This is a genomic window from Pseudomonas sp. RGB (assembly GCF_007713445.1).
Lineage (GTDB): Bacteria > Pseudomonadota > Gammaproteobacteria > Pseudomonadales > Pseudomonadaceae > Aquipseudomonas.
Genome location: NZ_VMSH01000001.1, coordinates 1 through 24,168, shown reverse-complemented (window position 1 = coordinate 24,168; position 24,168 = coordinate 1). Strand labels below are relative to the sequence as shown.

The following is a 24,168-nucleotide window of genomic DNA, read 5'->3' as shown; positions in this document are numbered from 1 at the left end:
TCAGTCAAGCCTGTTCCCTGTGGCGAGCGGGCTTGTGCCGCGTTGGGCCGCGCAGCGGCCCCATTGAATTCACCGAGTTCGTTCAGCCAGAACGCGGCGGTTGGTTTGGGGCTGCTCTGCAGCCCAACGCGGGGCAAGCCCGCTCGCCACAGCGTAGGCCCAGGCCACATAGGTTTGTGGTCATTTTTCAGTATTCCGGAGTCCGCCATGGCCATCGCCGTTCCCTCCAACGAGGTCAACAGCCCCACCCTCAAGCAGCGCCTGGCGCGTGCCGAGCGGCTTAACCGCTGGAAGGCCCAGGCCTTGATTGCGCCGCTGGTGCTGTTTTTGCTGCTGGTGTTTCTGGTGCCGATTGTTGCGCTGCTTTACAAAAGCGTCGGCAACCCGGAAGTGGTGGGCGGTTTGCCGCGTACCGTGGTGGCGGTCAAGACCTGGGACGGTCGTGGCCTGCCAGGTGAGCCGGTCTACCAGGCGCTCAGCGAAGACCTGGGCGAAGCGCGCAAAAACCAGACCCTGGGCGATCTGTCCAAACGCTTGAACATGGAACTGGCCGGCTACCGTAGCCTGCTAACCAAAACCGCGCGGGCGCTGCCGTTTACCGAAGCGCCCGGCTCTTATAAAAAAGCGCTGGAAAGCCTCGACGAACGCTGGGGCGACCCGGCGTACTGGCAGGCGATCCGGCGCAACACCAGCAGCCTCACGCCGTACTACCTGCTGGCGGCGGTCGATCACCGCATCGACGACCTCGGCGAAGTGGCCCCGGCCACGCCTGATCAGGCGATCTATCTGGATATCTTTGCCCGCACGTTCTGGATGGGCCTGGTGATCACCTTCGTCTGCCTGCTGCTGGCGTATCCATTGGCCTACCTGCTGGCCAACCTGCCGGCCCGCAAAAGCAACCTGCTGATGATTCTGGTGTTGCTGCCGTTCTGGACCTCGATTCTGGTGCGGGTGGCGGCGTGGATCGTGTTGCTGCAGTCCGGCGGCCTGATCAACAGCGCACTGATGGGCATGGGCCTGATCGATCAGCCTCTGGAGTTGGTGTTCAACCGCACCGGGGTCTACATCTCGATGGTGCACATCCTGTTGCCGTTCATGATTCTGCCGATCTATAGCGTGATGAAAGGCATCTCGCCCACCTACATGCGCGCGGCGATTTCCCTGGGTTGCCACCCGTTCGCGAGCTTCTGGCGCGTGTACTTCCCGCAGACCTACGCCGGGGTGGGCGCCGGCTGCCTGCTGGTGTTCATCCTGGCGATTGGTTACTACATCACCCCGGCGCTGCTCGGCAGCCCGAACGACCAGATGGTCAGCTACTTCGTCGCGTTTTACACCAACACCAGCATCAACTGGGGCATGGCCACGGCCTTGGGCGGCTTGCTGCTGCTGGCGACGGTGGTGCTGTACCTGATCTATAACCGGTTGGTGGGCGCCAGTCGCCTGCGCCTGAGCTGAGGAGACCTTGCGATGCTGAGCCCTTATATGTCACCGGTGGAGCGGGTATGGTTCTACAGCTTGCGGATCTTGTGCGGCCTGATCCTGCTGTTCCTGATTTTGCCGGTGCTGGTGATTATCCCGCTGTCGTTCAACAGCGGCAGTTTCCTGGTGTACCCGCTGCAAGGCTTCTCGCTGCACTGGTATCAGGATTTCTTCGCCTCGGCCGAATGGATGCGCGCGCTGAAGAACAGCATCATCGTCGCCCCGGCGGCCACGGTGCTGGCCATGGTCTTCGGCACGCTGGCGGCGATTGGCCTGACGCGCGGCAACTTCCCCGGCAAGGCGCTGGTGATGGCCCTGGTGATTTCACCGATGGTGGTGCCGGTGGTGATTATCGGTGTGGCCAGTTACTTGTTCTTTGCGCCGTTGGGGCTGGGCAACAGCTTCTTCTCGTTGATCGTGGTGCACGCGGTGCTGGGCGTGCCATTTGTGATCATCACCGTGTCGGCGACGTTGCAGGGTTTCAACCATAACCTGGTGCGGGCGGCAGCCAGCCTGGGCGCTTCGCCGCTGACCGCGTTCCGCCGCGTGACCTTGCCGCTGATCGCGCCGGGGGTGATATCGGGGGCGCTGTTTGCCTTTTCCACCTCGTTTGATGAAGTGGTGGTGACGCTGTTTCTCGCCGGCCCCGAGCAAGCCACCCTGCCTCGGCAGATGTTCAGCGGCATCCGCGAAAACCTCAGCCCGACGATTGCGGCGGCGGCCACGCTGCTGATTGCCTTCTCGGTGCTGTTGTTGCTGACGCTTGAATGGCTGCGCGGCCGCAGCGAGAAACTGCGCACCGCCCAAGTGTAACGGTCGGAACCGGATCAACTGTGGGAGCTGGCTTGCCTGCGATAGCATCACCTCGGTTTGCCTGTGACACCGAGTCGCCCGCATCGCAGGCAAGCCAGCTCCCACATTGATCGTGCCATTCAGTGGGTGAATAGTTCACAACCGAAAATCCCCAGCTACTCTTGTGCCAGCCCATCATTAATAAGAGGCCGCGCACATGAGTACTTCCTCATTCAAGATCGCCCACAAACTGCTGACCGGCGCCGGCGCCATCGAACAGCTGGCCTTTGAGCTCACGCGCCTGGATGTGGATAACCCGCTGATTGTCACCGACGCCGCGCTGGTCAAATCCGGCACCGTGGCGCTGGCGCTTGAACACTTGGGCGAGCGTACCTATGAAATTTTCGACCGCGTGCTGCCCGACCCGGAAATCGCCATCGTCGAAGACTGCATGCGCGTGTACCGCGAAGGCGGGCATGACGGCTTGATCGGCGTGGGCGGCGGCAGTGCCATCGACATTGCCAAGAGCGTCGCGGCCTATGCCGGTTACCACGGCGCGCTGGCGGATTTGTTCGGCGTCGACCAAGTGCCGCGCAAGGGCCCGCCGCTGATCGCCATCCCGACCACGGCCGGCACCGGCTCGGAGGTGACCAATGTGGCGATCCTCTCCGACAAGGCTGCACAGCTGAAAAAGGGCATCGTCAGCGATTACCTGCTGCCGGACGTCGCGCTGATCAGCCCGCAAATGACCCTCACGTGCCCGCGCAGTGTCACCGCTGCCAGTGGCGTGGATGCGTTGGTGCATGCCATCGAATCCTACCTGTCGCTGAATGCCTCGCCGATCACCGACGCCCTGGCGATTGGCGCGATCAAGCTGATCGCCAACGCGCTGCCCAAAGCCTACGCCAACCCGGCCAATCTGCAGGCCCGCGACGACATGGCCACCGCCAGCCTGATGGCCGGCATGGCGTTCGGCAATGCCGGAGTGGGCGCCGTGCATGCCTTGGCGTACCCGCTGGGCGGGCGTTTCAATATCGCCCATGGCGTGAGCAATGCGCTGTTGCTGCCCTATGTGATGCACTGGAACAAGCTGGCGTGTGTGGAGCGCATGCAGGACATTGCCCAGGCCATGGGCGTGAATGTCAGCGGCTTGAGTGTCAACGACGCCGCCGACCAGGCCGTCGAGTCGATGACGCGACTGTGTGCCGCCGTAGAAATCCCGGCAGGCCTGCGCAGCTTCGGGGTGCCCGAGGACGCAATCCCCGCCATGGCCACGGAAGCGGCGGGCATTGAACGCCTGATGCGCAACAACCCGCGCAAGCTCAGCGCGGCGGATATCGAGAAAATCTACCGGGCTGCGTATTAACCGTTGAGTTAGGTCACGGTGCGCGCAGCAAAGCATGAGGTATACAATGCGCGCCATCGTGATTTAGCTCAAAAAAGGTGCGTCATGCAGCCCTTCGTTATCGCTCCATCGATTCTCTCCGCCGATTTCGCCCGCCTGGGTGAAGAAGTGGACAAGGTGTTGGCCGCCGGCGCCGACTTCGTGCACTTCGATGTCATGGACAATCACTACGTGCCCAACCTGACCATCGGCCCGATGGTCTGCGCGGCGCTGCGCAAGTACGGCATCACCGCGCCCATCGATGCGCACCTGATGGTCAGTCCGGTGGACCGTATTGTCGGTGACTTCATCGAGGCCGGCGCGACCTACATCACCTTCCACCCGGAAGCCACGCTGCACGTCGATCGCACCCTGCAACTGATCCGCGAAGGCGGCTGCAAGGCAGGCCTGGTGTTCAACCCGGCCACTCCGCTGAGCGTGCTTGAGTACGTGATGGACAAGGTCGACATGGTCTTGCTGATGAGCGTCAACCCAGGCTTTGGCGGGCAGAAATTCATCCCCGGCACCCTGAACAAACTGCGTGAAGCCCGTGCGCTGATCGATGCGTCGGGCCGTGACATCCGCCTGGAAATCGACGGTGGGGTCAACGTCAACAATATCCGCGAAATCGCCGCCGCCGGCGCCGACACCTTTGTGGCCGGCTCGGCGATCTTCAATGCCCCGGACTACCAGGCCGTCATCGACAAGATGCGTGCCGAGCTGGCGCTGGCGCGTCCATGAGCGGCTTTGAGCAGCTGTTCCCCGGCAAACTGCCACGGCTGGTGATGTTCGATCTGGACGGTACGTTGATCGATTCGGTGCCGGACCTGGCAGCGGCGGTGGACCAGATGCTGCTCAAGCTGGGGCGCAAGCCTGCAGGGATCGAGTCGGTACGCATGTGGGTCGGCAACGGCGCGCAGATGCTGGTGCGCCGGGCCTTGGCCAACAACATCGATGCCGAAGGTGTCGATGAAGTAGAGGCCGAACACGCCCTGGAATTGTTCAACGCGGCCTATGAAAACGGCCACGAGCTGACCGTGGTTTACCCCGGCGTGCGCGACACGCTCAAGTGGCTGCACAAGCAGGGCGTGGAAATGGCCCTGATCACCAACAAGCCGGAGCGTTTTGTCGCGCCGCTGCTGGATCACATGAAGATTGGCCGTTACTTCCGCTGGATCATCGGTGGCGATACGTTGCCACAGAAGAAACCCGACCCGGCGGCGCTGTTCTTCGTGATGAAAATGGCCAATATCCCGGCCTCCCAGTCGTTGTTTGTCGGTGACTCGCGCAGTGATGTGCTGGCCGCCAAAGCCGCAGGCGTGCAGTGTGTGGCGCTCAGTTATGGCTATAACCATGGCCGACCGATTGCCGAAGAAGCGCCGGCGCTGGTGATTGATGACCTGCGGCTGCTAATCCCCGGTTGCTTGGGAGCGGGCGCTGAGATAACGTTGCCCGACATCGAACCAACCCCTTCTGGAAACGCCATCGTGGTGGTCACTCGCAAACTCTGGATGAAAGTCATCAAGGCCCTGGCCCGCTGGCGTTGGCGCGCCTGACTGATCCTGGCCGCGCTGCGGCACGTTTGCACACCTGACCGTTTGACCCTCAAGCCACGAGGCACCTCATGATCCGCGAAGAATTCCTGCGTTTGGCCGCTGCCGGCTATAACCGTATCCCGTTGGCCTGCGAAACCCTGGCCGACTTCGATACGCCGCTGTCGATCTACTTGAAACTGGCCGACGAGCCCAACTCCTACCTGCTGGAATCGGTACAGGGCGGGGAGAAGTGGGGCCGTTACTCGATCATCGGCCTGCCGTGCCGCACCGTGCTGCGGGTGCACGATCATCATGTGAGCATCACGCTCGATGGCGTCGAGATCGAAAACCACGACGTTGAAGACCCGCTCGCCTTCGTCGAAGCCTTCAAGGCGCGCTACAACGTGCCGACCATCGCTGGCTTGCCGCGCTTCAACGGCGGCCTGGTGGGCTACTTCGGCTACGACTGCGTGCGCTACGTGGAAAAACGCCTGGGCAAATGCCCGAACCCGGACCCGCTGGGCGTGCCGGACATTCTGCTGATGGTCTCCGACGCGGTGGTGGTGTTCGACAACCTCGCCGGCAAAATGCACGCGATTGTGCTGGCGGATCCTTCCCAGGCCGACGCCTTCGAGCAAGGCCAGGCCAGCCTTGAAGCGCTGCTGGAAAAACTGCGCCAGCCAATCACCCCGCGCCGTGGCCTGGACCTCAGCCGTCCACCGGCTGCCGACCCGGTGTTCCGCTCCAGCTTCACCCAGGATGACTACGAGCGCGCGGTGGATACCATCAAGGAATACATCCTCGCCGGTGACTGCATGCAGGTGGTGCCGTCGCAACGCATGTCCATCGACTTCAAGGCCGCGCCGATCGACCTGTACCGCGCGCTGCGTTGCTTCAACCCGACGCCGTACATGTACTTCTTCAACTTCGGCGACTTCCACGTGGTGGGCAGTTCGCCGGAAGTGCTGGTGCGCGTCGAAGACAACCTGATCACCGTGCGCCCGATTGCCGGCACACGCCCACGCGGCGCGACCGAAGAGGCCGACCTGGCGCTGGAAGAAGACCTGCTGAGCGACGACAAGGAAATCGCCGAGCACTTGATGCTCATCGACCTGGGCCGCAATGACACTGGCCGCGTTTCGGAAATCGGCTCGGTGAAGCTCACCGAGAAGATGGTCATCGAGCGCTATTCCAACGTGATGCACATTGTCTCCAACGTGACCGGCGAGCTGAAGGAAGGCTTAACCGCCATGGACGCGCTGCGCGCGATTCTGCCGGCGGGCACCTTGTCGGGCGCGCCGAAGATTCGCGCGATGGAAATCATCGACGAACTGGAGCCAGTCAAGCGTGGTGTGTACGGTGGCGCCGTGGGGTATTTCGCCTGGAACGGCAACATGGACACCGCGATTGCGATCCGTACGGCGGTGATCAAGGACGGTGAGCTGCACGTGCAGGCCGGTGGCGGAATTGTGGCTGACTCGGTGCCGGCGCTGGAATGGGAAGAAACCCTGAACAAGCGCCGCGCGATGTTCCGTGCGGTGGCGCTGGCCGAGCAAACCCCGCAAAACTAAAGCCAGATAGAGATCCAACTGTGGGAGCTGGCTTGCCTGCGATAGCATCACCTGGGTGTACCTGATACACCGGGGTGTCTGCATCGCAGGCAAGCCAGCTCCCACAGTTGTTTTGTGATGTGCTCTAGACCGTTTTAGAAATCCAGGCTCACCCCCACGCTCACCCCTTGCTGGGTCAAATTGTCATCCTTCCTCACGTTATACGCCGCCCGTAACGCCAGCTCCTGAGTCAGTTTGTGGCTGACGCCGAGGCTTAAGCGATCCGAATTGCTGCGCGGCGTGTAGCCGTCCAGCTTGAAATCGATCCCTGGAACGCTATTGAGCGACATCTTCACCTTCTGGGTATCGTTTTCGAATTCATGCTCGTGGGCTACTTCGCCAAACACCTGGGTTTGCGGCGTGACACGATAGCTGCCCTGCAGGCCGACGCCCAGGCGCTTGGAGTCGCGTTGTTGATCGTCAAAGGTCAGTGCGGTGGAGCGGCTGTCCTTTTCCGAATAGCCATCGACCTCGACCCGCGCATAGTCGGCGCTGACGAACGGCGACAGGTGCCAGTCGCTGCCGGCGCCGGCAATGTCGTAACCCACTCGGCCGCTGAGGGCCCAGAGCCAGCCGTCGGTGTCGCCTTTTTCCGAGCCTTCGCTGACGCCCAGGGCGAACTTGCGCTTGAGGCTGTCGAAGTCCAGTTTGCCGCCGGTCAACGCGGCATCGGCCCACCAATGGTTTTGCTGGTATTGGGCGAAGGCGGTGCCCATGTAGCTGTTGAGCTTGTAGTCCGAATCGCTGGCGCCGGCTTCAAGCGTCTGCCGATACAGGCCGGCTGCCACGCCTACGCGCCAGTTTTCGTCGAGCCGGTAGCTGCCCCCGACATTCAGGTTATAGCCACTGCCGTCGCCGCTGGCCGAGCTGTTTTGATCATCGAAGTTCAGGCGCTGGCCGCCACCGGTCACGATGGCGCGCCATTGGCCCACGGCTTGCCAGTTGCCGTTGTCCGCCTGCCATTGGTTGCGCAGTTCGTCCTGGTGGGCGCGCAACGTGCCTTGGGCCATCTCCGGCAGCAAGGTCAGTTCCCACGGCGCCGCAAGCAGTGAATAGGCGTAGTCGGCGATCAAGCGTTGCCCGGCGATGGTGGGGTGGACCGAGTCGTTGTAGATCAGCTTGGTCGGGTCCGGGTTGGTGCCGCCGATGCCGTAGGTCGGGTTGGCGGTGCAACTGTTGCCACTGAAGCAGGTGCCGGTGAGGTTTTGTCCGGTGGCCAGGCCAAAGCGGGCCGGGCTGGCGAAGGCTTCATTGAGCAGCAGCGGAATATTCAACGGGATGATCTGCGCATCGATCTGAGACAGGCGCTGCACCAGTGACTGGTTGAAGAGAGTGCTCAGGGCCGAACTCGACGCCTGCAGCGGCGTGCCGTTGATGGCCGGAGTCAGGCCCAGGTCGGGCAGCATCCACACCATGATGTAGCGCGCGCCGGCTTGTTGCAGGGCTTGGGCGCTGTCGGCCAGGCGCCCGCCGGCGGCAACGGCCTGGCCTGGGCTGAGGACGCGGCCTTGCAGGAAGTCATTGCCGCCACCGGACAGGAAATACAGCGCGTTGGGGTCGGCCCGCCCGCCGTTTGCCGGGAGATAACCCTGGCGACTGCGAAGCACCGTACCGCCACCCGGGTTGCCAGGCGGAATCGCCGCGTTGGAGACCGAGGTAATGGAATCCAGGATGTTGTCGGTACGGTAGCCGCCGACTGCCCAGTTGTTGCCGTCGGGCAAGCCTTGCGCCGCGCGAACCGGCGAGGTGGAGGCATTCAAGTCGTTTGGCGCGACGCCCAGCCGGGAGCCGAGCAAGGTCGACGAAACCAGGCCGTAATCGCCCTGGAAGGTCGGCCCGGTGCGGTTGGTAAAGCGTAACGTGGCACCATTCGAGCCATCGGGGAACTGACCGGCATCGGCCAGGCTGTCGCCGAAAACGACCATGGTTGAATACGGTGAGGAGGCTGCGAACGCCTGCGCGCAGGCCAGTGATAAGAGGCAGCCGGCAAGCGGTGCGAAAAACGGAGGTCTGAACATGCAAAATTCCATTTAGTTGTTTTTGTATCGGAAGCGAAACACTAGCAATGTAGTGAGGGTTTTCTGTGAAGAAAACAGTTTTTTCCTATAAAGATTTCGTCGTGATTACCCCGTATTCGCGGCTCCATATTGCACCGCTGGCGAGGCTACGTTACTGTGCCTGAACGTATGAACGAGACCCTCCCCGTGTTGATCATCAGCAAACTCTTGATGCGAGTAGTCAAGGCACACGCCCGTTGGCGTTGGCGCGCCTGACATTTTTCTCTGCCGGCTTGGCCGGACCTGTACCGATTTGCCTTCTTCACCCGTTGTTTGACGCCCCTTGCCGGCTCACCCTGGCAACCGGAACGTGCGTCTGGCAGCGGGTCACTCCTGGAAGGCGGTCATTCGAAATCAGTGAATTCAAGAGGTTTGAACCCACATGTTGCTGATGATTGATAACTACGACTCCTTTACCTACAACGTTGTGCAGTACCTGGGCGAGCTCGGTGCCGAGGTCAAGGTCGTGCGCAATGATGAACTGACGGTCGCCGAAATCGCCGCGCTGAACCCGGAGCGCATCGTGGTTTCGCCAGGCCCCTGCACGCCGACCGAAGCCGGTGTGTCCCTGGAAGCAATCAAGTATTTCGCCGGCAAGTTGCCGATCCTGGGCGTGTGCCTGGGCCACCAGTCCATTGGCCAGGCCTTTGGCGGTGATGTGGTTCGCGCGCGCCAGGTAATGCACGGCAAAACCAGCCCGGTGTTCCATAAAGACCTGGGCGTATTCCACGGCCTGAACCTGCCGGTGACGGTCACCCGTTACCACTCGCTGGTGGTCAAGCGTGAGACCCTCCCCGAGTGCCTGGAGCTGACCGCCTGGACCCAACTGGACGACGGTTCGGTCGATGAGATCATGGGCCTGCGCCACAAGACACTGAATATCGAAGGGGTGCAATTTCACCCCGAGTCGATCCTGACCGAGCAGGGCTACGAGCTGTTCGCTAACTTTCTCAAGCAGAGCGGCGGCACGCGCTAAGGACTTTCCATGGATATCAAGACTGCCCTGAGCCGTATCGTCGGCCATCTGGACCTGAGCACCGCTGAAATGAGCGATGTGATGCGCGAGATCATGACCGGCCAATGCACCGACGCGCAGATCGGCGCGTTCATGATGGCGATGCGCATGAAGAGCGAAAGCATCGACGAAATCGTCGGCGCCGTGTCGGTGATGCGTGAGCTGGCCGACAAGGTCGAACTCAAGACCCTCGACGGCGTGGTCGACGTGGTCGGCACCGGCGGTGACGGTGCGAATATCTTCAACGTATCGACGGCTTCCTCCTTTGTGGTCGCGGCGGCCGGTTGCACCGTGGCCAAGCACGGTAACCGCGCGGTCTCTGGCAAGAGCGGCAGCGCCGACTTGCTGGAAGCGGCCGGGATCTACCTGAACCTGACGCCGGTACAAGTGGCGCGCTGCATCGACAGCGTCGGCATTGGCTTCATGTTTGCCCAATCCCACCACGGTGCGATGAAACACGCGGCCGGCCCGCGCAAGGACCTTGGCCTGCGCACCCTGTTCAACATGCTCGGCCCGCTTACGAATCCGGCCGGTGTGAAACATCAGGTGGTGGGTGTGTTCAGTCAGGCGCTGTGCCGCCCGTTGGCCGAGGTGTTGCAACGCCTGGGCAGCAAGCACGTGCTGGTGGTGCATTCCAAAGACGGTTTGGACGAGTTCAGCCTGGCCGCCCCGACCTTTGTGGCGGAACTGAAGAACGACCAAGTGACCGAGTACTGGGTCGAGCCCGAAGACCTCGGCATGAAAAGCCAGAGCCTGCATGGCCTGGCGGTAGAAAGCCCGGCCGCCTCGCTTGAACTGATTCGGGATGCCCTGGGGCGTCGTAAAACAGAAAACGGCCAGAAAGCTGCCGAAATGATCGTGCTCAATGCCGGCGCGGCACTGTACGCCGCCGATCACGCCTACAGTCTCAAAGAGGGCGTGGCCCTCGCACATGATGCATTGCACACCGGGCTCGCTCGCGAGAAGCTCGAAGAACTGGGTGCCTTTACTGCGGTGTTCAAGATGGAGAATGAAGGATGAGTGTGCCGACCGTTCTGGAAAAAATCCTGGCCCGCAAGGCGGAAGAAGTCGCCGAGCGTCGCGCCCGCGTCAGCCTGGCCGAGTTGGAAGCTCAAGCGAAGATCGCCGATGCGCCGCGTGGTTTTGCCAACGCCCTGATAAAGCAGGCCAAGGACAAGCAGCCCGCGGTCATTGCCGAGATCAAAAAAGCCTCACCCAGCAAGGGCGTGATCCGCGAGCTCTTTAATCCTGAAGACATTGCCAAGAGCTACGAGAAGGGCGGCGCAACCTGCCTGTCGGTACTGACCGATATCGACTTCTTCCAGGGTTGCGACCTGTTCCTGCAACAGGCCCGCGCGGCGTGCAAGTTGCCGGTGATCCGCAAGGATTTCATGGTTGACCCGTACCAGATCGTCGAGGCCCGTGCCTTGGGCGCCGACTGCGTGCTGCTGATCGTCTCTGCACTGGATGACGTGAAGATGGCTGAGTTGGCGGCCGTGGCCAAAAGCGTTGGCCTGGATGTGCTGGTGGAAGTCCACGACGGCAATGAGCTGGAACGTGCACTGAAAACCCTCGATACGCCGTTGGTGGGGGTCAATAACCGTAACCTGCACACCTTCGAGGTCAGCCTGGAAAACACGCTGGACCTGCTGCCGCGTATCCCGCGTGACCGTCTGGTGATCACCGAGAGTGGCATCCTCAACCGCGCCGATGTGGAACTGATGGAAATCAGCGGTGTGTACTCGTTCCTGGTGGGCGAGACCTTTATGCGCGCCGAGAACCCGGGGGCGGAGCTGCAGCGTTTGTTTTTTCCTGAGCGTGGTGTGGCGGTTAGCGGTTCGACCCTGGATTGATTTGAAACACGGTCAAAAATGCGCGAGCGGGCTTATGTGGGAGCTGGCTTGCCTGCGATAGCATCACCTGGGTGTAACTGATACACCGAGGTGCCTGTATCGCAGGCAAGCCAGCTCCCACATTAGTTTTGTGTCTATCCAGAGAAGTAGGTGTTTGATGATTCAACCCCTATCGATGACCGTCGAAGCCGGCCTCGCTGCCGAACAAGACCTGTTGGCGGCCGTTTGCGCTGGCGAGCGAGCGTTCGGGCTGCTGTTCTGGCAGCCCTGCGATCAAGCACTGGTCATGCCGCGCCGCTTGAGCCGCTTGCCCGCTTTTGAAGCCGCGAGCCGCGTATCAGCCGATGCCGGTTGGCCGGTGTTGCTGCGTGAAACCGGCGGTGAGCCGGTGCCGCAGTCTGGCGCCACCGTCAATATCGCCCTGGTTTACGCGCCGCCGCGCAGCGAAGGTGATCAAGGGCGCATCGAAACCGGTTATCAGCGTTTGTGCCAGCCGATCTGCGACTTATTGATTGAGCTGGGTGGTGACGCGTCCGTCGGTGAAGTCGACGGAGCGTTTTGCGACGGTCGTTACAACGTCAATCTCAAAGGTCGCAAGATGGTGGGCACCGCCCAGCGCTGGCGACAGAGCGGCGGCCGCCCGGTGGGGTTGGTGCACGGCGCCCTGTTGCTGGATGACGATCGCGAAGAATTGATTGCAGCGGTCAACCGTTTCAATGAAGCCTGCGGCCTCGACCAGCGCGTACGTGCCGACAGCCATATCGCGCTGCATGAAGCCTTTCCCGCGCCGGATGCGATCAGCCGGCTGGATGCCTTGTACCGTCAAATGCTGGCCGGCTTTCTGCCGGGTTAACGCGTACCGAACACCACCATCGTCTTGCCTTTGACGTGCACCAGGTTGCGCTCTTCCAGGTCCTTGAGTACGCGACCGACCATTTCCCGTGAGCAGCCGACAATGCGCCCGATTTCCTGGCGCGTGACTTTGATCTGCATGCCGTCCGGATGGGTCATGGCATCCGGTTGCTTGCACAGCTCCAGCAGGCAGCGGGCCACGCGGCCGGTGACGTCAAAGAACGCCAGGTCACCGACTTTGCGCGTGGTGTCGCGCAGGCGCTGGGCAATCTGGCCGCTCAGGGCGTAAAGGATGTCGGGATCATGCTGGGCCAATTCGCGGAATTTCGCGTAACTGATTTCGGCAACGTCGCATTCAATCTTGGCGCGCACCCAGGCGCTGCGTTCCTGCTCTTTGCCGGCTTGTTCGAACAGCCCCAACTCCCCGAAGAAATCGCCGGTATTGAGGTAGGCGATGATCATCTCGCGACCGTCTTCATCCTCGATCAGGATGGTGACCGAGCCTTTGATGATGAAGAACAGTGTTTCGGAACGTTCGCCCGCGCAGATGATGTTGTGCTTGGCCGGATAACGCCGGCGCTGGCAATGCATCAGCAGCTTGTCGAGATTCTTGATCTTGGGTGTGGGAGTAAGAGCAACCATGGTTGTATCCCGGAAAGACTGCACGGTGTGGTTGGATTTATTTTTTATCCAGCGATGTCGGCATTGATACACGCTGTACAAAGGATGGCAATGCGCCATTGAATTGGCGCCAGCTTACCAGACACATTCTGCCTCGATTAAGGAATTTACCGAGCAAACGCTGTCATTGATCGCTTTGCAGGCAGGACGCTGCGGTTCCAAGGCCCTGTGCTAAGCTGGCGACCCTTTTTTAGCAGTGGAGTCTGGGCGATGAAGGCACGCATCCAATGGGCGGGCGAAGCCATGTTCCTCGGTGAGTCGGGCAGTGGCCATGTGGTGGTCATGGATGGCCCGCCGGAAGCCGGCGGCCGTAACCTGGGCGTACGTCCGATGGAAATGCTCCTGCTGGGTGTCGGCGGTTGCAGCAATTTCGACGTGGTCAGCATCCTGAAGAAATCCCGCCAGGCCGTGGAAAGCTGCGAAGCCTTCCTGGAAGCCGAGCGCGCCACTGAAGACCCGAAGGTGTTCACCAAGATCCACATGCATTTCGTGGTGAAGGGCCGGGCGCTGAAAGAAGCGCAGGTCAAGCGTGCCATCGAGCTGTCGGCCGAGAAGTATTGCTCGGCGTCGATCATGCTGGGCGCGGCCGGTGTGGCAATCACTCATGATTATGAAATCATCGAGTTGGGTTGATCGCCAAGCGGCAAAAGAAAAGGGCGCCTGTGTGGCGCCCTTTTTTGTGGGTCAGATTCAATGCACTTAGATGCGATAGGTGCTCTTGGTCATGACTTTGGCCAACAGGCTCATGCCAAACCGCACCGGTGCCGGGAAGCGGAAACCGCCCGCATCCAGTGCGCTTTCTGCGTGGTGTTCTTCATCGATGCGCATCTGCTCGAGGATGGCCCGGGACTTTTCATCTTCGGCCGGCAGCTGTTCCAGGTGTTCATCCAAATGCTTGCACACCTGATGTTCCGTCGCAGCGACAAAGCCAAGGCTGACCTTGTCACTGATCAGGCCGGCAGCGGCGCCGATACCAAACGACAAACCATAAAACAGTGGGTTCAGCACGCTGGTATGGCTGCCCAACTGACGAATGCGCTGCTCACACCAGGCCAGGTGGTCGATTTCTTCCTCGGCGGCATGTTCCATCGCCGCACGCACCTGCGGCAGCTTGGCGGTCAGCGCCTGGCCCTGGTACAGCGCCTGGGCACAGACTTCGCCGGTATGGTTGATGCGCATCAGGCCGACGACGTGGCGGGTGTCGCTCTCGCTCATCTGCGAATCCGGCTGCACGATTGCGGGCGATGGGCGGTACGGTTGGCCGCTGAACGGCAACAGCGTGCGCATGGCCATGTCGGCTTGCAGCAACAGACGGTCAATCGGCGAGTAGTGACGTTGGGTAGTCATGCTGACCTCCGGGAAGAATCTCGGCGGCCAGTTTACCGCAAGAGAGGGCGAAGCGTTTGCGCTGAGTCAAGGGCATGAAGTCGCAGCCCTGGGCCGCGACCTCTGCAGGAAGGCTGATCAGCCCGGTGGCCAGTTCATCTGGCGCTGCCCCAGCACGTGCATATGAATGTGATAAACGGTCTGCCCGCCTTCTTCATTGCAGTTCATCACCACGCGAAAGCCTTTCTCGCAGCCCTGTTCCACAGCCAGACGCTGAGCGGTAAACAGAATATGGCCGGCCAGGGCTTTATCGTCTTCGGTGAGGTCATTGAGGGTGCGGATCGGCTTTTTTGGAATGACCAGAAAATGCACGGGCGCCATCGGGGCAATGTCGTGGAAAGCGAGGACCTGGTCATCTTCATAGATGATCTTCGCCGGTATTTCCCTGTTGATGATCTTGGTGAACAGAGTATCCACAGCTGTTTCTCCATTGTGAAAGTGCAGGGGAGTGTACCCAGGCCGTCAACGTGGGCAATAGGCCTTGTTGATGGCGCCGGCAATCTTGCGGGTCAGCCAGCGGGGGCTCAGGCGTGGGCTGAACGCCAGCCAACGGTTACGCCGCCCGGGAATGATGATGGCTTTGTTTCTTTCCAAGGCCCGCACGGTATAGAGCGCGACTTCTTCCGGGCTCATCAGTTGTTGGCTGCGGTCGAGTTTGGCGGTGTCCATTTGCGCGGTACCAAAAAAGGCTGTGCGCGTAGGGCCGGGGCACAGCACCGAGACCTTGATGCCACAGGTCTTCAATTCTTCGCGCAGCCCTTCGGAGAAGTGCAGCACATACGCCTTGCTGGCGTAATAGCTGCTCATCCAGGGGCCCGGCTGAAACGCGGCGACCGAAGCAACGTTAAGAATCTGCCCGCCGCCATGCAGCGCCATGGCATTGCCCAGGGCATGGCACATACGGGTCAGGGCCAGGATGTTGACTTCGATCAGGTCTTGTTCGGTCATCCAGTCCTGGGCCAGGAATGGTCCGCTGGTGCCGATGCCGGCGCAGTTGACCAGCAGATCGATCTGCCGCTCGCCCTCTTCAAGCTCCAGCAGGAACCCGGACAGGCGCAGCGGTTCGCCCAGATCGCAGGCGCGAAACAACACCTCGACGCCGAAGCGTTGAGTCAATTCGATTGCAATGCTTTCCAACTGATCACGCTGGCGGGCCACCAGAATCAAGCTGCGGCCGCGACGGGCCAATGCTTCGGCCAAGGCCAGGCCAATGCCGCTGGAGGCACCGGTGATCAGAGCGTAACGGGTCATGCCTTTCTCCATCGCAACGCCGCCGGGCCTGTGACAGAGGCATCACAGGCGCCGGGCGTTTCTCACTGTTCTGGAGAGTCTACAGGTTCGGCTGCGTCGTCAGCACTTTGCGCGCCGTCTTCTTCATCAACGATGACGCTTTGATCGGTGTCGTCATCGGCATTGATGGAGCTGCTTTCGTAGCTATTGCTCATGTTGGCTTCGAGTTGATTCAGGTAGCCGTTCATGCCCAGTGTGACCAGGATGGCAAGCATCACCGGAATGAACGCCAGCCACAAGGTAGCCAGCACCTTCACCGCAGTGGAGTTGCGTGGTGGCGGAGGGCCGTATTGGTTGGCACCTGGATTACCGGGCAGTACCAGCAGCAACAGCGGGAAAATGCTGTTCACAAATGGCACCAGGTTCAGGAAATACAGCCAGCCAGACCAGCCCAGATCGTGCAGGCGTTGCACGCCGATTTGCACGCTGACCCAGACCAGCGCAACAAACAACGCGAAACCCAGCAGCGCGCCGAGAATAGCGCCGGCTGTTGGCGAGGCGGTGGCCACGGCGAAACTGGCGGTGCTGATGATGCCCGCAGCGACCAGCATGGCGAGGGTCAATACCAGCGTCCAGGCCAGGTAGCGCAGGCGACCGATGCGCCCGTGAATGGTGAAAACCTTGAGCGTTGCGAATGCCTCGGTGTTATCCCCCACGGCTGCACGGGGTGGCGCGTAAGGCGAGGCGGCGGCGCGCGAAAAATCAGCGGCGCTGGTCTGCGTTTCGTGGGTTTCGGCAAGGCTGAATGCCACGGGTTGTTCATCTTCGATGCGGGCATCAACACCGGCGTTTTTCAGCGCAGTCAGGTAGGTCTCGGCATCGGCGCGCGACAGGTCACGCTTGAGCGCAACCGGGCGTCCGGTGAAGAGCTTTTCGATCGACTCGACATCGCTCTTGAACAGCTCGGCCAGGTTGAGTTTGGCCGTGGTGCTTTCGACACCCGGGAGCAAGGCTCCGTCAAACACGATCTTGAAACGGTTGTCGCTCATGCGGGCATCCTTGTCACTGGTAAAGGAGGGGAGTTGCCGGCCCGCTTCAATCGGCAGGCCTGGCGAGTGTATCAGCGTGGCCAGCGCAGTTGTGTCGCCTGTTCGCGGGCCTTGCGGTATTCGGCACCCAGGCGGGCAATCAGTTCATCGACGCCGGGCAGATCATCAATCTCACCGACGCCCTGGCCCGCAGACCACACCGTTTTCCATGCCTTGGCCTCGTCGCTCAACGGCTTGAGCTTGGAGCCGAAGTTGACTTCGCCTTTGCCCTGTAAGGCTGCGAGGTCGAAACCGGCGTTTTCCAGGCTCTGGCGCATAAAGCTGGCGGGCACGCCGGACACTGCGGGAGTGTGCACGATGTCGGCGGCACGCGATGTGAGCAGCATCTCTTTATACGCATCCGGGGCATGGCTTTCAGTGGTGCCGATAAAGCGTGTACCGAAGTAGGCGAGGTCTGCGCCCAACAGCTGGGCGGCGAGGATCTCGTGGCCATGGTTGAGGCAGCCTGCCAACAGCAGGGTTTTGTCGAAGAACTGCCGAATCTCGGCGATCAGCGCGAACGGACTCCAGGTACCGGCATGGCCACCGGCGCCTGCAGCCACGGCGATCAGGCCGTCGACACCGGCCTCTGCGGCTTTCTCGGCGTGGCGCCGCGTGGTGACGTCGTGAAACACCAGACCGCCGTAGCTGTGCACGGCATCGACCAGTTCTTTCACCGCACCCAGGCTGGTGATGACGATCGGCACTTTGTGCGCCACACAGATCGCCAGATCGGCCTCCAGGCGAGGGTTGCTGTTGTGCACGATCAGGTTGACGGCATACGGCGCGGGGTTATCCAGCTGCGCCAGGCCTGCTTCGATTTCTTCCAGCCAGGCCTTGAAGCCGCTGCTTTCACGTTGGTTCAGTGCCGGGAAACTCCCGACCACGCCATTGCGACAGCAGGCCAGTACCAGTTGCGGGTTGGAAATCAGGAACATCGGCGCTGCCACCACGGGCAGGCGCAGACGTTGTTCAAGCAAAGCGGGCAGCGACATTGGAGGTACCCCGAGTGATTGAAGTTAGAACGGTTTGACCACGACCAAAATTACGATAGCCAGCAATATCAGAACCGGTACTTCATTGAACCAGCGATAAAAGACATGGCTGCGGGTGTTTTCGCCACGGGCAAAGCGTTTTACCTGTGCGCCGCACATATGGTGGTAACCGATGAGCAGCACCACCAGAGTCAGTTTGGCGTGGATCCACGCACCGGATTGAAAGATCGCAGGGTTGAGGTAGATCAGCCAGCCGCCGAATATCAGCGTGGCGATCATCGCCGGGCCCATGATGCCGCGGTAGAGCTTGCGCTCCATGACGCTGAAGCGTTCCTTGCTGACGGTGTCTTCACTTTGGGCGTGATAGACGAACAGGCGTGGCAGGTAGAACAGCCCGGCAAACCAGCAGACGATGGCGACGATGTGGAAGGCTTTGATCCATAGATAGAGCATTTCTAGTTATTCCCAGGTTCACGGTAACTGAAGATAGTAGTGGCTCATGCGCCCGTACGTCACGTTGACGGTTGTCGCAGGACGATGTGGCCCCTATTATCGACGGCTTTCCAGTGGGTTCGTTGAGGGCAGGTTTATGGTCAAGGTCGGTATCGTCGGCGGCACGGGTTACACCGGTGTCGAATTGCTGCGTCTGTTGGCTCAGCATCCGCAAGCTGAGGTGGTGGTTATCACTTCCCGATCCGAGGCGGGGCTGGCCGTGGCCGATATGTACCCCAACCTGCGAGGCCACTACGACGGCCTGGCGTTCAGCGTGCCGGACATCAAGACCCTTGGCGCCTGTGACGTGGTGTTTTTCGCGACGCCTCACGGGGTGGCGCATGCACTGGCCGGTGAACTGCTGGCGGCGGGCACCAAGGTCATCGACCTGTCGGCCGATTTCCGTCTGCAGGATGCTGACGAATGGGCCAAGTGGTATGGCCAGCCGCACGGCGCGCCTCAATTGCTGGAAGAGGCGGTATACGGCCTGCCTGAAGTCAATCGCGAGCAGATCAAGCAAGCCCGCCTGATCGCGGTGCCGGGTTGCTATCCGACTGCCACGCAGTTGGGTTTCCTGCCATTGCTCGAAGCCGGGCTGGCGGACACTTCGCGCCTGATCGCAGACTGCAAGTCGGGTGTGAGCGGCGCAGGTCGCGGGGCAGCTGTAGGTTCGCTGTACTCCGAAACGTCGGAAAGCATGAAGGCCTATGCGGTAAAAGGGCACCGCCACTTGCCGGAAATTCGTCAAGGGCTGCGGCGTGCTGCGGGCAAGGATGTCGGTCTGACGTTCGTGCCGCACCTGACGCCGATGATTCGTGGCATTCACTCCACGCTGTACGCAACCGTGGTCGATCGTTCGGTAGATCTGCAGGCGCTGTTTGAAAAGCGTTATGCCAACGAACCGTTCGTCGATGTAATGCCAGCTGGCAGCCATCCGGAAACCCGCAGCGTGCGCGGTGCCAACGTCTGCCGTATCGCCGTGCACCGTCCGCAGGATGGCGACCTGGTGGTGGTGTTGTCGGTCATCGACAATCTGGTCAAGGGCGCCTCGGGCCAGGCGGTGCAGAACCTCAACATCCTGTTTGGCCTGGATGAGAAGCTGGGCCTGTCCCACGCGGGCATGCTGCCGTAAGGCTTGACTGCTGGTGTGCAAAAGGCCCGTTGATCGGGCCTTTTGTGTTTTTAATGGCGGCAACGCAGATTGATATACCGTAACAATAGTTGACCGCTTTTCTAGGAGAAGCGGATAATGCCCGCCATTACGCATATGGCGGCGGTACGCCGGGAGATTATCAGCATGAGCGTTGAGTCCTTCACCCCCACGGCTTTGCAATTCACCCACGGTGCTGCGCACAAGGTGAAGAGCCTGGTCGATGAAGAGGGTAATGATCGCTTGAAGCTGCGCGTATTTGTTACGGGCGGCGGTTGTTCAGGGTTTCAGTACGGTTTTACCTTCGATGAAGATGTGGCCGATGATGACACTATCGTCGAGCGCGAAGGCGTCAGCCTGGTCGTGGACCCGATGAGCTTCCAATACCTGGCAGGTGCCGAGGTGGATTATCAAGAAGGTCTGGAAGGTTCGCGTTTCGTGATCAAGAACCCGAATGCCACCACGACGTGTGGGTGCGGGTCTTCGTTCTCGATCTGATCCACTGCAGATAAAAAAACGCCGCTTGGCTTTGAAAGGCCAAGCGGCGTTTTGCTGTCTGGGAGTTAGGCCGGGTAAATCGCGCCCAGTACCCGCAGCCCACGTGCGCCGGTGACGCTGGGGCGGTTGGCGGCAATGCCTTCAAGGCAGCAATGGGCCAGCCAGGCGAAGGCCATGGCTTCGACCCAGTCGGGATCGACGCCATAAGTGGCGGTGCTGCTGACCTGGGTGGACGGCAGCAGCGTCGCCAGACGGTTCATCAGTGTGGCGTTATGCGCGCCGCCCCCACAGACCAGTAGCGTTTCAGTCTCGGACTGTGCAGTTTGCAAGGATTCAACGATGGTCAGCGCCGTCAGTTCAAGCAGGGTTGCCTGTACGTCCTGAGGCTTAAACGCGGGCAGTGTGCCAAGGTGGTGCTGCAGCCAGCTCAGGTTGAAGACTTCACGTCCGGTACTTTTCGGGCCTTGGGTGAGGAAGAAGGGGTCGCTGAGTAGGCGGCTGAGCAACTGAGGCTCAACCTTGCCACTGGCGGCCCACTGGCCGTCACGGTCAAAGTGCTCGCCGCGCTGTTGGTGAATCCAGGCATCCAGCAAGACGTTTCCGGGGCCGCAGTCGAAGCCGGCTACCGGTTTGCCGGTCTCGATCAGGCTGAGGTTGCTGAACCCGCCAACGTTTAATACGGCACGGTTGCCGGTACGCTCACCGAACAACGCCTCATGAAAAGCCGGCACGAGCGGCGCGCCCTGGCCGCCGGCGGCGACGTCGCGGCTGCGGAAGTCGCTGACCACGGTGATGCCTGTCAGCTCGGTGAGCAGCGCAGGGTTACCGATCTGCACGGTAAAGCCGCGGGCCGGCTCGTGGCGGATCGTCTGCCCGTGGCTGCCAATGGCGCGAATGTCTTCGGGCTTGAGGTTCTGCTGTTGCAGCAAGGCATGGATGCCTTGGGCGGCGAGCGTTACCCAGTGTTGCTGGGCAATCGCTGAACGGGCGATCTCGTCCGGGCCGCTGGCGCACAAGCTTAGCAGCTCGGCGCGCAGGGTCTCGGGCATCGGGATGTAGTGCGTGGCGATCAAGTTGATCGCCGGGTCTTGTTCGATCAGGGCGATATCCAGGCCATCAAGGCTGGTCCCGGACATCACACCTATATAGCGCGGCATACCTTAGCGCTTCGCCGAGGCCAGCAGGGTAGAGCGCTCCTGGTCCATGCGGGCCATCAACGGCTGGCTTTGCTGCAGGAAGCGTGGGCGCTCGGCTTTGGCGATCGGGTCGGCCATTGGCAGCTTCTGGCCCAATGGATCGACGTGGACGCCATTTACCTGGAATTCATAGTGCAAGTGCGGCCCAGTGGACAGCCCAGTGGTGCCGATGTAGCCGATCACCTGGCCTTGCTTGACGTTGCTGCCTGTGGATACGCCTTTGGCGAACCCTTGCATGTGGCCATACAGCGTGCGGTAGGTGTTGCCGTGCTGGATGATCACGGTATTGCCGTAGCCACCGCGACGCCCAGCCAGCAGCACCTTGCCATCGCCGGCTGCTTTGATCGGCGTGCCACGCGGGGCGGCATAGTCGACGCCTTTGTGAGCGCGGATCTTGTTGAGGATCGGGTGTTTGCGGCCCATGGAGAAACGCGAGCTGATGCGGGCGAAGTCTACCGGCGTACGGATGAAGGCTTTGCGCATGCTGTTGCCATCAGCCGTGTAGTAGCTGGTGTTGCCTTGTTTGTTGGTATAGCGAACGGCGGTGTAGGTCTTGCCACGGTTGGTGAAGCGCGCCGAAAGGATGGCGCCGGTGCCGACCACTTTGCCGTTGGCGACTTTCTGCTCGTAGATCACGTCGAATTCGTCGCCTTGGCGAATGTCCTGAGCGAAGTCGATGTCATAGCCAAACACACTGGCCATGTCCATGGTCATGCTGTGGGACAAGCCCGCGCGGGCGGCCGATTGCGACAGTGAACTGTTGATCACGCCATGTATGTAGGCCGAGCGCATCACCGGTTTGGTGGTGATGCGGTTGAAGGCAAAGCCTTTGGCGCCTTTGGTCAGCGTGATGCTTTCGAGGTCGCTGACATTGCTGTGCAGGTTGTTCAGCTGGCCGTTGGGTGCCAACTCGAACTGAAGCTTCTGCCCGTGCTTGAGCTGAGTGAATTGCTTGGCTTGTTTATCGCTGGCCAGCACCTCATTAACAGTAGAGGCGGGCAGGCCCACTTTCTCGAACAGCGTCGAGAGAGTGTCGCCTTTGGCCACGATCACTTCGCGGTGCAGGGGATTCTTGGCCGCGACGGCCGCAGGCGGCTCTTGAGTGGCGTGTTGAGTGTCTTCGGGAGTGCTTTCTATCTGCGCAAAGGGTGATTCAGTGGGTGCATTTGTGGCTTGTTGCGCGTCGGCAGCGTCTTGATCTTGTGTCAGTTGTTCAACTGGACTTTCCAGGTCAAGGCTCAGGGATGTTCGTTTGGCTTCTACGTCACTGGAAGGGAATACCAGGAGTGCCAGGCTGAGAAGAGCGGCGATACCACTTGCGGCGAGCAGGTGGGTCTTCGGGTAAAGCGGCGGCGCTTTAGACGGTTCTGTGGTCATAAGTAATTTTGACTTTGAAGATGAAATGGAAAAGATGAATGACATGATGAAGATGAAATAACTGTATAAAATATAACCAAATCATCTGTGGCGCAAGCTTGCGAATGCTGGGCTTGCTGAACGGTGTCCGTGCGCAGGGCAAAACTTGTAATTAGTCCCTGATCTTGTATGGTTGGTTCCCTTTTGAATCTGAGCCTTGCGGGTCTGTTATGAAGTCGGTTGAAGAGCAGCTAGCGCTGATAAAACGTGGTGCGGAAGAACTGTTGGTCGAGGCCGAGCTGATCGAAAAGCTCAAGCGTGGCCAACCCCTGCGTATTAAGGCTGGCTTCGATCCAACGGCGCCGGATCTGCACCTGGGCCACACCGTGCTTATTAATAAGCTGCGTCAGTTCCAGGAGCTGGGGCATCAAGTCATCTTCCTTATAGGTGACTTCACCGGGATGATCGGTGATCCAAGCGGCAAGAGCGCGACGCGCCCGCCGCTGACCCGTGAGCAGGTTCTCGATAATGCCGAGACCTACAAGACTCAGGTGTTCAAGATTCTCGATCCGGCCAAGACCGAAGTGGCCTTCAACTCCACCTGGATGGACCAGATGGGGCCGGCTGACTTTATCCGCCTGACATCCCAGTACACCGTGGCACGCATGCTTGAGCGCGATGACTTCGACAAGCGCTACTCCACTAATCAGCCGATCGCGATTCACGAGTTCCTGTACCCGCTGGTTCAAGGGTATGACTCGGTGGCGTTGCGCGCGGACGTTGAGTTGGGGGGTACTGATCAGAAGTTCAACCTGCTGATGGGGCGTGAGCTGCAGCGTGCGTATGGGCAAGAGGCGCAGTGCATTCTGACCATGCCGTTGCTGGAGGGGTTGGATGGCGTCAAGAAGATGTCCAAGTCCTTGGGTAACTATGTAGGTATCCAGGAAGCGCCGGGTGTGATGTACGGCAAGCTGGTTTCGATTCCGGATGCGTTGATGTGGCGTTACTTCGAGCTGTTGAGTTTCCGCTCGATGGATGAGATCAATGCGCTGCGTGCTGACGTCGAGGCGGGTGCCAATCCGCGTGACGTGAAGATCAAATTGGCCGAAGAGATTGTGGCGCGCTTTCATGGTGAAGAGGCTGCGGCAAGTGCTCACCGTGCGGCAGGCAATCGCATGAAGGATGGCGAGTTACCGGATGATCTGCCGGAGATCGAGCTGACTGCTGCTGAAGCGATGCCGATCGCTGCTGTCCTTAATAAGGCTGGTTTGGTGAAGAACTCGGCGGTTGCGCGTGACCTGCTGGGTTCCGGCGGCGTGCGTATAGATGGTGAGGTTGTTGATCGCACCTTTATATACGAGCTGGGGGCTACCCACGTTTGCCAGGCAGGTAAGAAGGCATTTGCGCGTATTACGCTTAAATCCGAATAAACCTGAAATTAAGTGTTGACGGCGTTTTATATCTGTCTATAATTCGCCCCACTTCCGGCGCAGTCGAAACGGAAAACTCCTTGGTAAAC

The 24,168-nt window shown here is 60.4% G+C and carries 24 protein-coding genes; 14 read left to right on the top strand and 10 right to left on the bottom strand.

Going from position 1 to position 24,168, the window contains the following annotated elements; all coding sequences use genetic code 11:
- Window positions 1-207 precede the first annotated feature (207 nt).
- From FPT15_RS00135 to trpE, 6 genes are all read left to right on the top strand, one after another.
- Window positions 208-1,455 (top strand): ABC transporter permease, encoded by a 1,248-nt coding sequence (locus FPT15_RS00135; RefSeq protein WP_145157436.1) that lies wholly within the window; start codon window positions 208-210, stop codon window positions 1,453-1,455.
- Window positions 1,456-1,467: 12 nt separating this feature from the next.
- Window positions 1,468-2,292 carry an ABC transporter permease gene (locus tag FPT15_RS00130; RefSeq protein WP_028618151.1) on the top strand — a complete coding sequence of 275 codons (825 nt, stop codon included), beginning with the start codon at window positions 1,468-1,470 and terminating at the stop codon, window positions 2,290-2,292.
- Window positions 2,293-2,488: 196 nt separating this feature from the next.
- Window positions 2,489-3,637: an iron-containing alcohol dehydrogenase gene (locus FPT15_RS00120; RefSeq protein WP_145157432.1), complete on the top strand. Its 1,149-nt coding sequence runs from the start codon at window positions 2,489-2,491 to the stop codon at window positions 3,635-3,637.
- 84 nt (window positions 3,638-3,721) lie between these two features.
- The gene (gene rpe, locus FPT15_RS00115) at window positions 3,722-4,396 is read left to right on the top strand and encodes a ribulose-phosphate 3-epimerase (RefSeq protein WP_003194703.1); all 675 of its coding nucleotides are present in this window, start codon (window positions 3,722-3,724) and stop codon (window positions 4,394-4,396) included.
- Window positions 4,393-5,211 carry a phosphoglycolate phosphatase gene (locus FPT15_RS00110; protein ID WP_145157430.1) on the top strand — a complete coding sequence of 273 codons (819 nt, stop codon included), beginning with the start codon at window positions 4,393-4,395 and terminating at the stop codon, window positions 5,209-5,211. The genes rpe and FPT15_RS00110 overlap by 4 nt, the downstream gene beginning before the upstream one ends.
- Before the next feature lie 68 nt (window positions 5,212-5,279).
- Window positions 5,280-6,761, top strand: a complete 1,482-nt coding sequence (gene trpE / locus FPT15_RS00105; protein ID WP_145157428.1) for an anthranilate synthase component I — start codon at window positions 5,280-5,282, stop codon at window positions 6,759-6,761.
- Between the two features lie 134 nt (window positions 6,762-6,895).
- Here the strand turns inward: trpE and estP are convergent, their stop codons facing one another.
- Window positions 6,896-8,818, bottom strand: a complete 1,923-nt coding sequence (gene estP, locus FPT15_RS00095; RefSeq protein WP_145157426.1) for an esterase EstP — start codon at window positions 8,816-8,818, stop codon at window positions 6,896-6,898.
- Between the two features lie 421 nt (window positions 8,819-9,239).
- Between estP and FPT15_RS00090 the strand changes: the two genes are divergently transcribed.
- The 4 genes from FPT15_RS00090 to FPT15_RS00070 all read left to right on the top strand — a co-directional run bounded on the left by FPT15_RS00090 (window position 9,240) and on the right by FPT15_RS00070 (window position 12,578).
- Complete coding sequence (locus FPT15_RS00090; RefSeq protein WP_145157424.1) at window positions 9,240-9,833, top strand: aminodeoxychorismate/anthranilate synthase component II; 594 nt, start codon at window positions 9,240-9,242, stop codon at window positions 9,831-9,833.
- 9 nt (window positions 9,834-9,842) lie between these two features.
- Complete coding sequence (gene trpD, locus FPT15_RS00085) at window positions 9,843-10,892, top strand: anthranilate phosphoribosyltransferase (protein WP_010206948.1); 1,050 nt, start codon at window positions 9,843-9,845, stop codon at window positions 10,890-10,892.
- Entirely contained in the window at window positions 10,889-11,725 is an 837-nt protein-coding gene (gene trpC, locus FPT15_RS00080) for an indole-3-glycerol phosphate synthase TrpC (RefSeq protein ID WP_145157423.1), read from the top strand. The genes trpD and trpC overlap by 4 nt, the downstream gene beginning before the upstream one ends.
- Before the next feature lie 157 nt (window positions 11,726-11,882).
- Window positions 11,883-12,578 carry a lipoate--protein ligase family protein gene (locus FPT15_RS00070; RefSeq protein ID WP_145157419.1) on the top strand — a complete coding sequence of 232 codons (696 nt, stop codon included), beginning with the start codon at window positions 11,883-11,885 and terminating at the stop codon, window positions 12,576-12,578.
- On the opposite strand, the gene crp is transcribed toward FPT15_RS00070, so the two are convergent.
- Window positions 12,575-13,219, bottom strand: a complete 645-nt coding sequence (gene crp / locus FPT15_RS00065; RefSeq protein ID WP_106575498.1) for a cAMP-activated global transcriptional regulator CRP — start codon at window positions 13,217-13,219, stop codon at window positions 12,575-12,577. The genes FPT15_RS00070 and crp overlap by 4 nt on opposite strands.
- A 249-nt stretch (window positions 13,220-13,468) precedes the next feature.
- Here crp and FPT15_RS00060 point away from each other — a divergent pair, with 249 nt between their 5' ends.
- Complete coding sequence (locus FPT15_RS00060) at window positions 13,469-13,891, top strand: OsmC family protein (RefSeq protein ID WP_005792019.1); 423 nt, start codon at window positions 13,469-13,471, stop codon at window positions 13,889-13,891.
- A 66-nt stretch (window positions 13,892-13,957) separates the two neighbouring features.
- Here the strand turns inward: FPT15_RS00060 and coq7 are convergent, their stop codons facing one another.
- The 6 genes from coq7 to hemJ form a co-directional block, all read right to left on the bottom strand.
- Window positions 13,958-14,605 carry a 2-polyprenyl-3-methyl-6-methoxy-1,4-benzoquinone monooxygenase gene (gene coq7 / locus FPT15_RS00055; protein WP_145157417.1) on the bottom strand — a complete coding sequence of 216 codons (648 nt, stop codon included), beginning with the start codon at window positions 14,603-14,605 and terminating at the stop codon, window positions 13,958-13,960.
- A 117-nt stretch (window positions 14,606-14,722) separates the two neighbouring features.
- Entirely contained in the window at window positions 14,723-15,061 is a 339-nt protein-coding gene (locus tag FPT15_RS00050; RefSeq protein ID WP_106575496.1) for a histidine triad nucleotide-binding protein, read from the bottom strand.
- Window positions 15,062-15,106: 45 nt separating this feature from the next.
- Window positions 15,107-15,895, bottom strand: coding sequence for an SDR family oxidoreductase (locus FPT15_RS00045; protein WP_145157415.1), 789 nt, complete (start codon window positions 15,893-15,895; stop codon window positions 15,107-15,109).
- Window positions 15,896-15,957: 62 nt separating this feature from the next.
- Window positions 15,958-16,923 carry a DUF805 domain-containing protein gene (locus tag FPT15_RS00040; RefSeq protein WP_145157412.1) on the bottom strand — a complete coding sequence of 322 codons (966 nt, stop codon included), beginning with the start codon at window positions 16,921-16,923 and terminating at the stop codon, window positions 15,958-15,960.
- Between the two features lie 71 nt (window positions 16,924-16,994).
- The gene (locus tag FPT15_RS00035; protein ID WP_145157410.1) at window positions 16,995-17,957 is read right to left on the bottom strand and encodes a nitronate monooxygenase family protein; all 963 of its coding nucleotides are present in this window, start codon (window positions 17,955-17,957) and stop codon (window positions 16,995-16,997) included.
- Between the two features lie 24 nt (window positions 17,958-17,981).
- The gene (gene hemJ / locus FPT15_RS00030) at window positions 17,982-18,410 is read right to left on the bottom strand and encodes a protoporphyrinogen oxidase HemJ (RefSeq protein ID WP_119737710.1); all 429 of its coding nucleotides are present in this window, start codon (window positions 18,408-18,410) and stop codon (window positions 17,982-17,984) included.
- A 136-nt stretch (window positions 18,411-18,546) separates the two neighbouring features.
- On the opposite strand from hemJ, the gene argC reads away from it, so the two are divergent.
- Window positions 18,547-19,581, top strand: coding sequence for an N-acetyl-gamma-glutamyl-phosphate reductase (gene argC / locus FPT15_RS00025; protein ID WP_145157408.1), 1,035 nt, complete (start codon window positions 18,547-18,549; stop codon window positions 19,579-19,581).
- 165 nt (window positions 19,582-19,746) lie between these two features.
- Window positions 19,747-20,097, top strand: coding sequence for an iron-sulfur cluster insertion protein ErpA (gene erpA, locus FPT15_RS00020; RefSeq protein ID WP_003176443.1), 351 nt, complete (start codon window positions 19,747-19,749; stop codon window positions 20,095-20,097).
- 65 nt (window positions 20,098-20,162) lie between these two features.
- Here erpA and FPT15_RS00015 read toward each other — a convergent pair whose 3' ends face one another.
- On the bottom strand, window positions 20,163-21,254 hold the full coding sequence (locus FPT15_RS00015) for an anhydro-N-acetylmuramic acid kinase (RefSeq protein WP_145157406.1): 1,092 nt from the start codon (window positions 21,252-21,254) through the stop codon (window positions 20,163-20,165).
- A 3-nt stretch (window positions 21,255-21,257) separates the two neighbouring features.
- Window positions 21,258-22,670, bottom strand: coding sequence for a peptidoglycan DD-metalloendopeptidase family protein (locus FPT15_RS00010; protein ID WP_145157404.1), 1,413 nt, complete (start codon window positions 22,668-22,670; stop codon window positions 21,258-21,260).
- 209 nt (window positions 22,671-22,879) lie between these two features.
- On the opposite strand from FPT15_RS00010, the gene tyrS reads away from it, so the two are divergent.
- Entirely contained in the window at window positions 22,880-24,079 is a 1,200-nt protein-coding gene (gene tyrS, locus FPT15_RS00005; protein WP_145157402.1) for a tyrosine--tRNA ligase, read from the top strand.
- The last annotated feature ends 89 nt before the right edge of the window (window positions 24,080-24,168 follow it).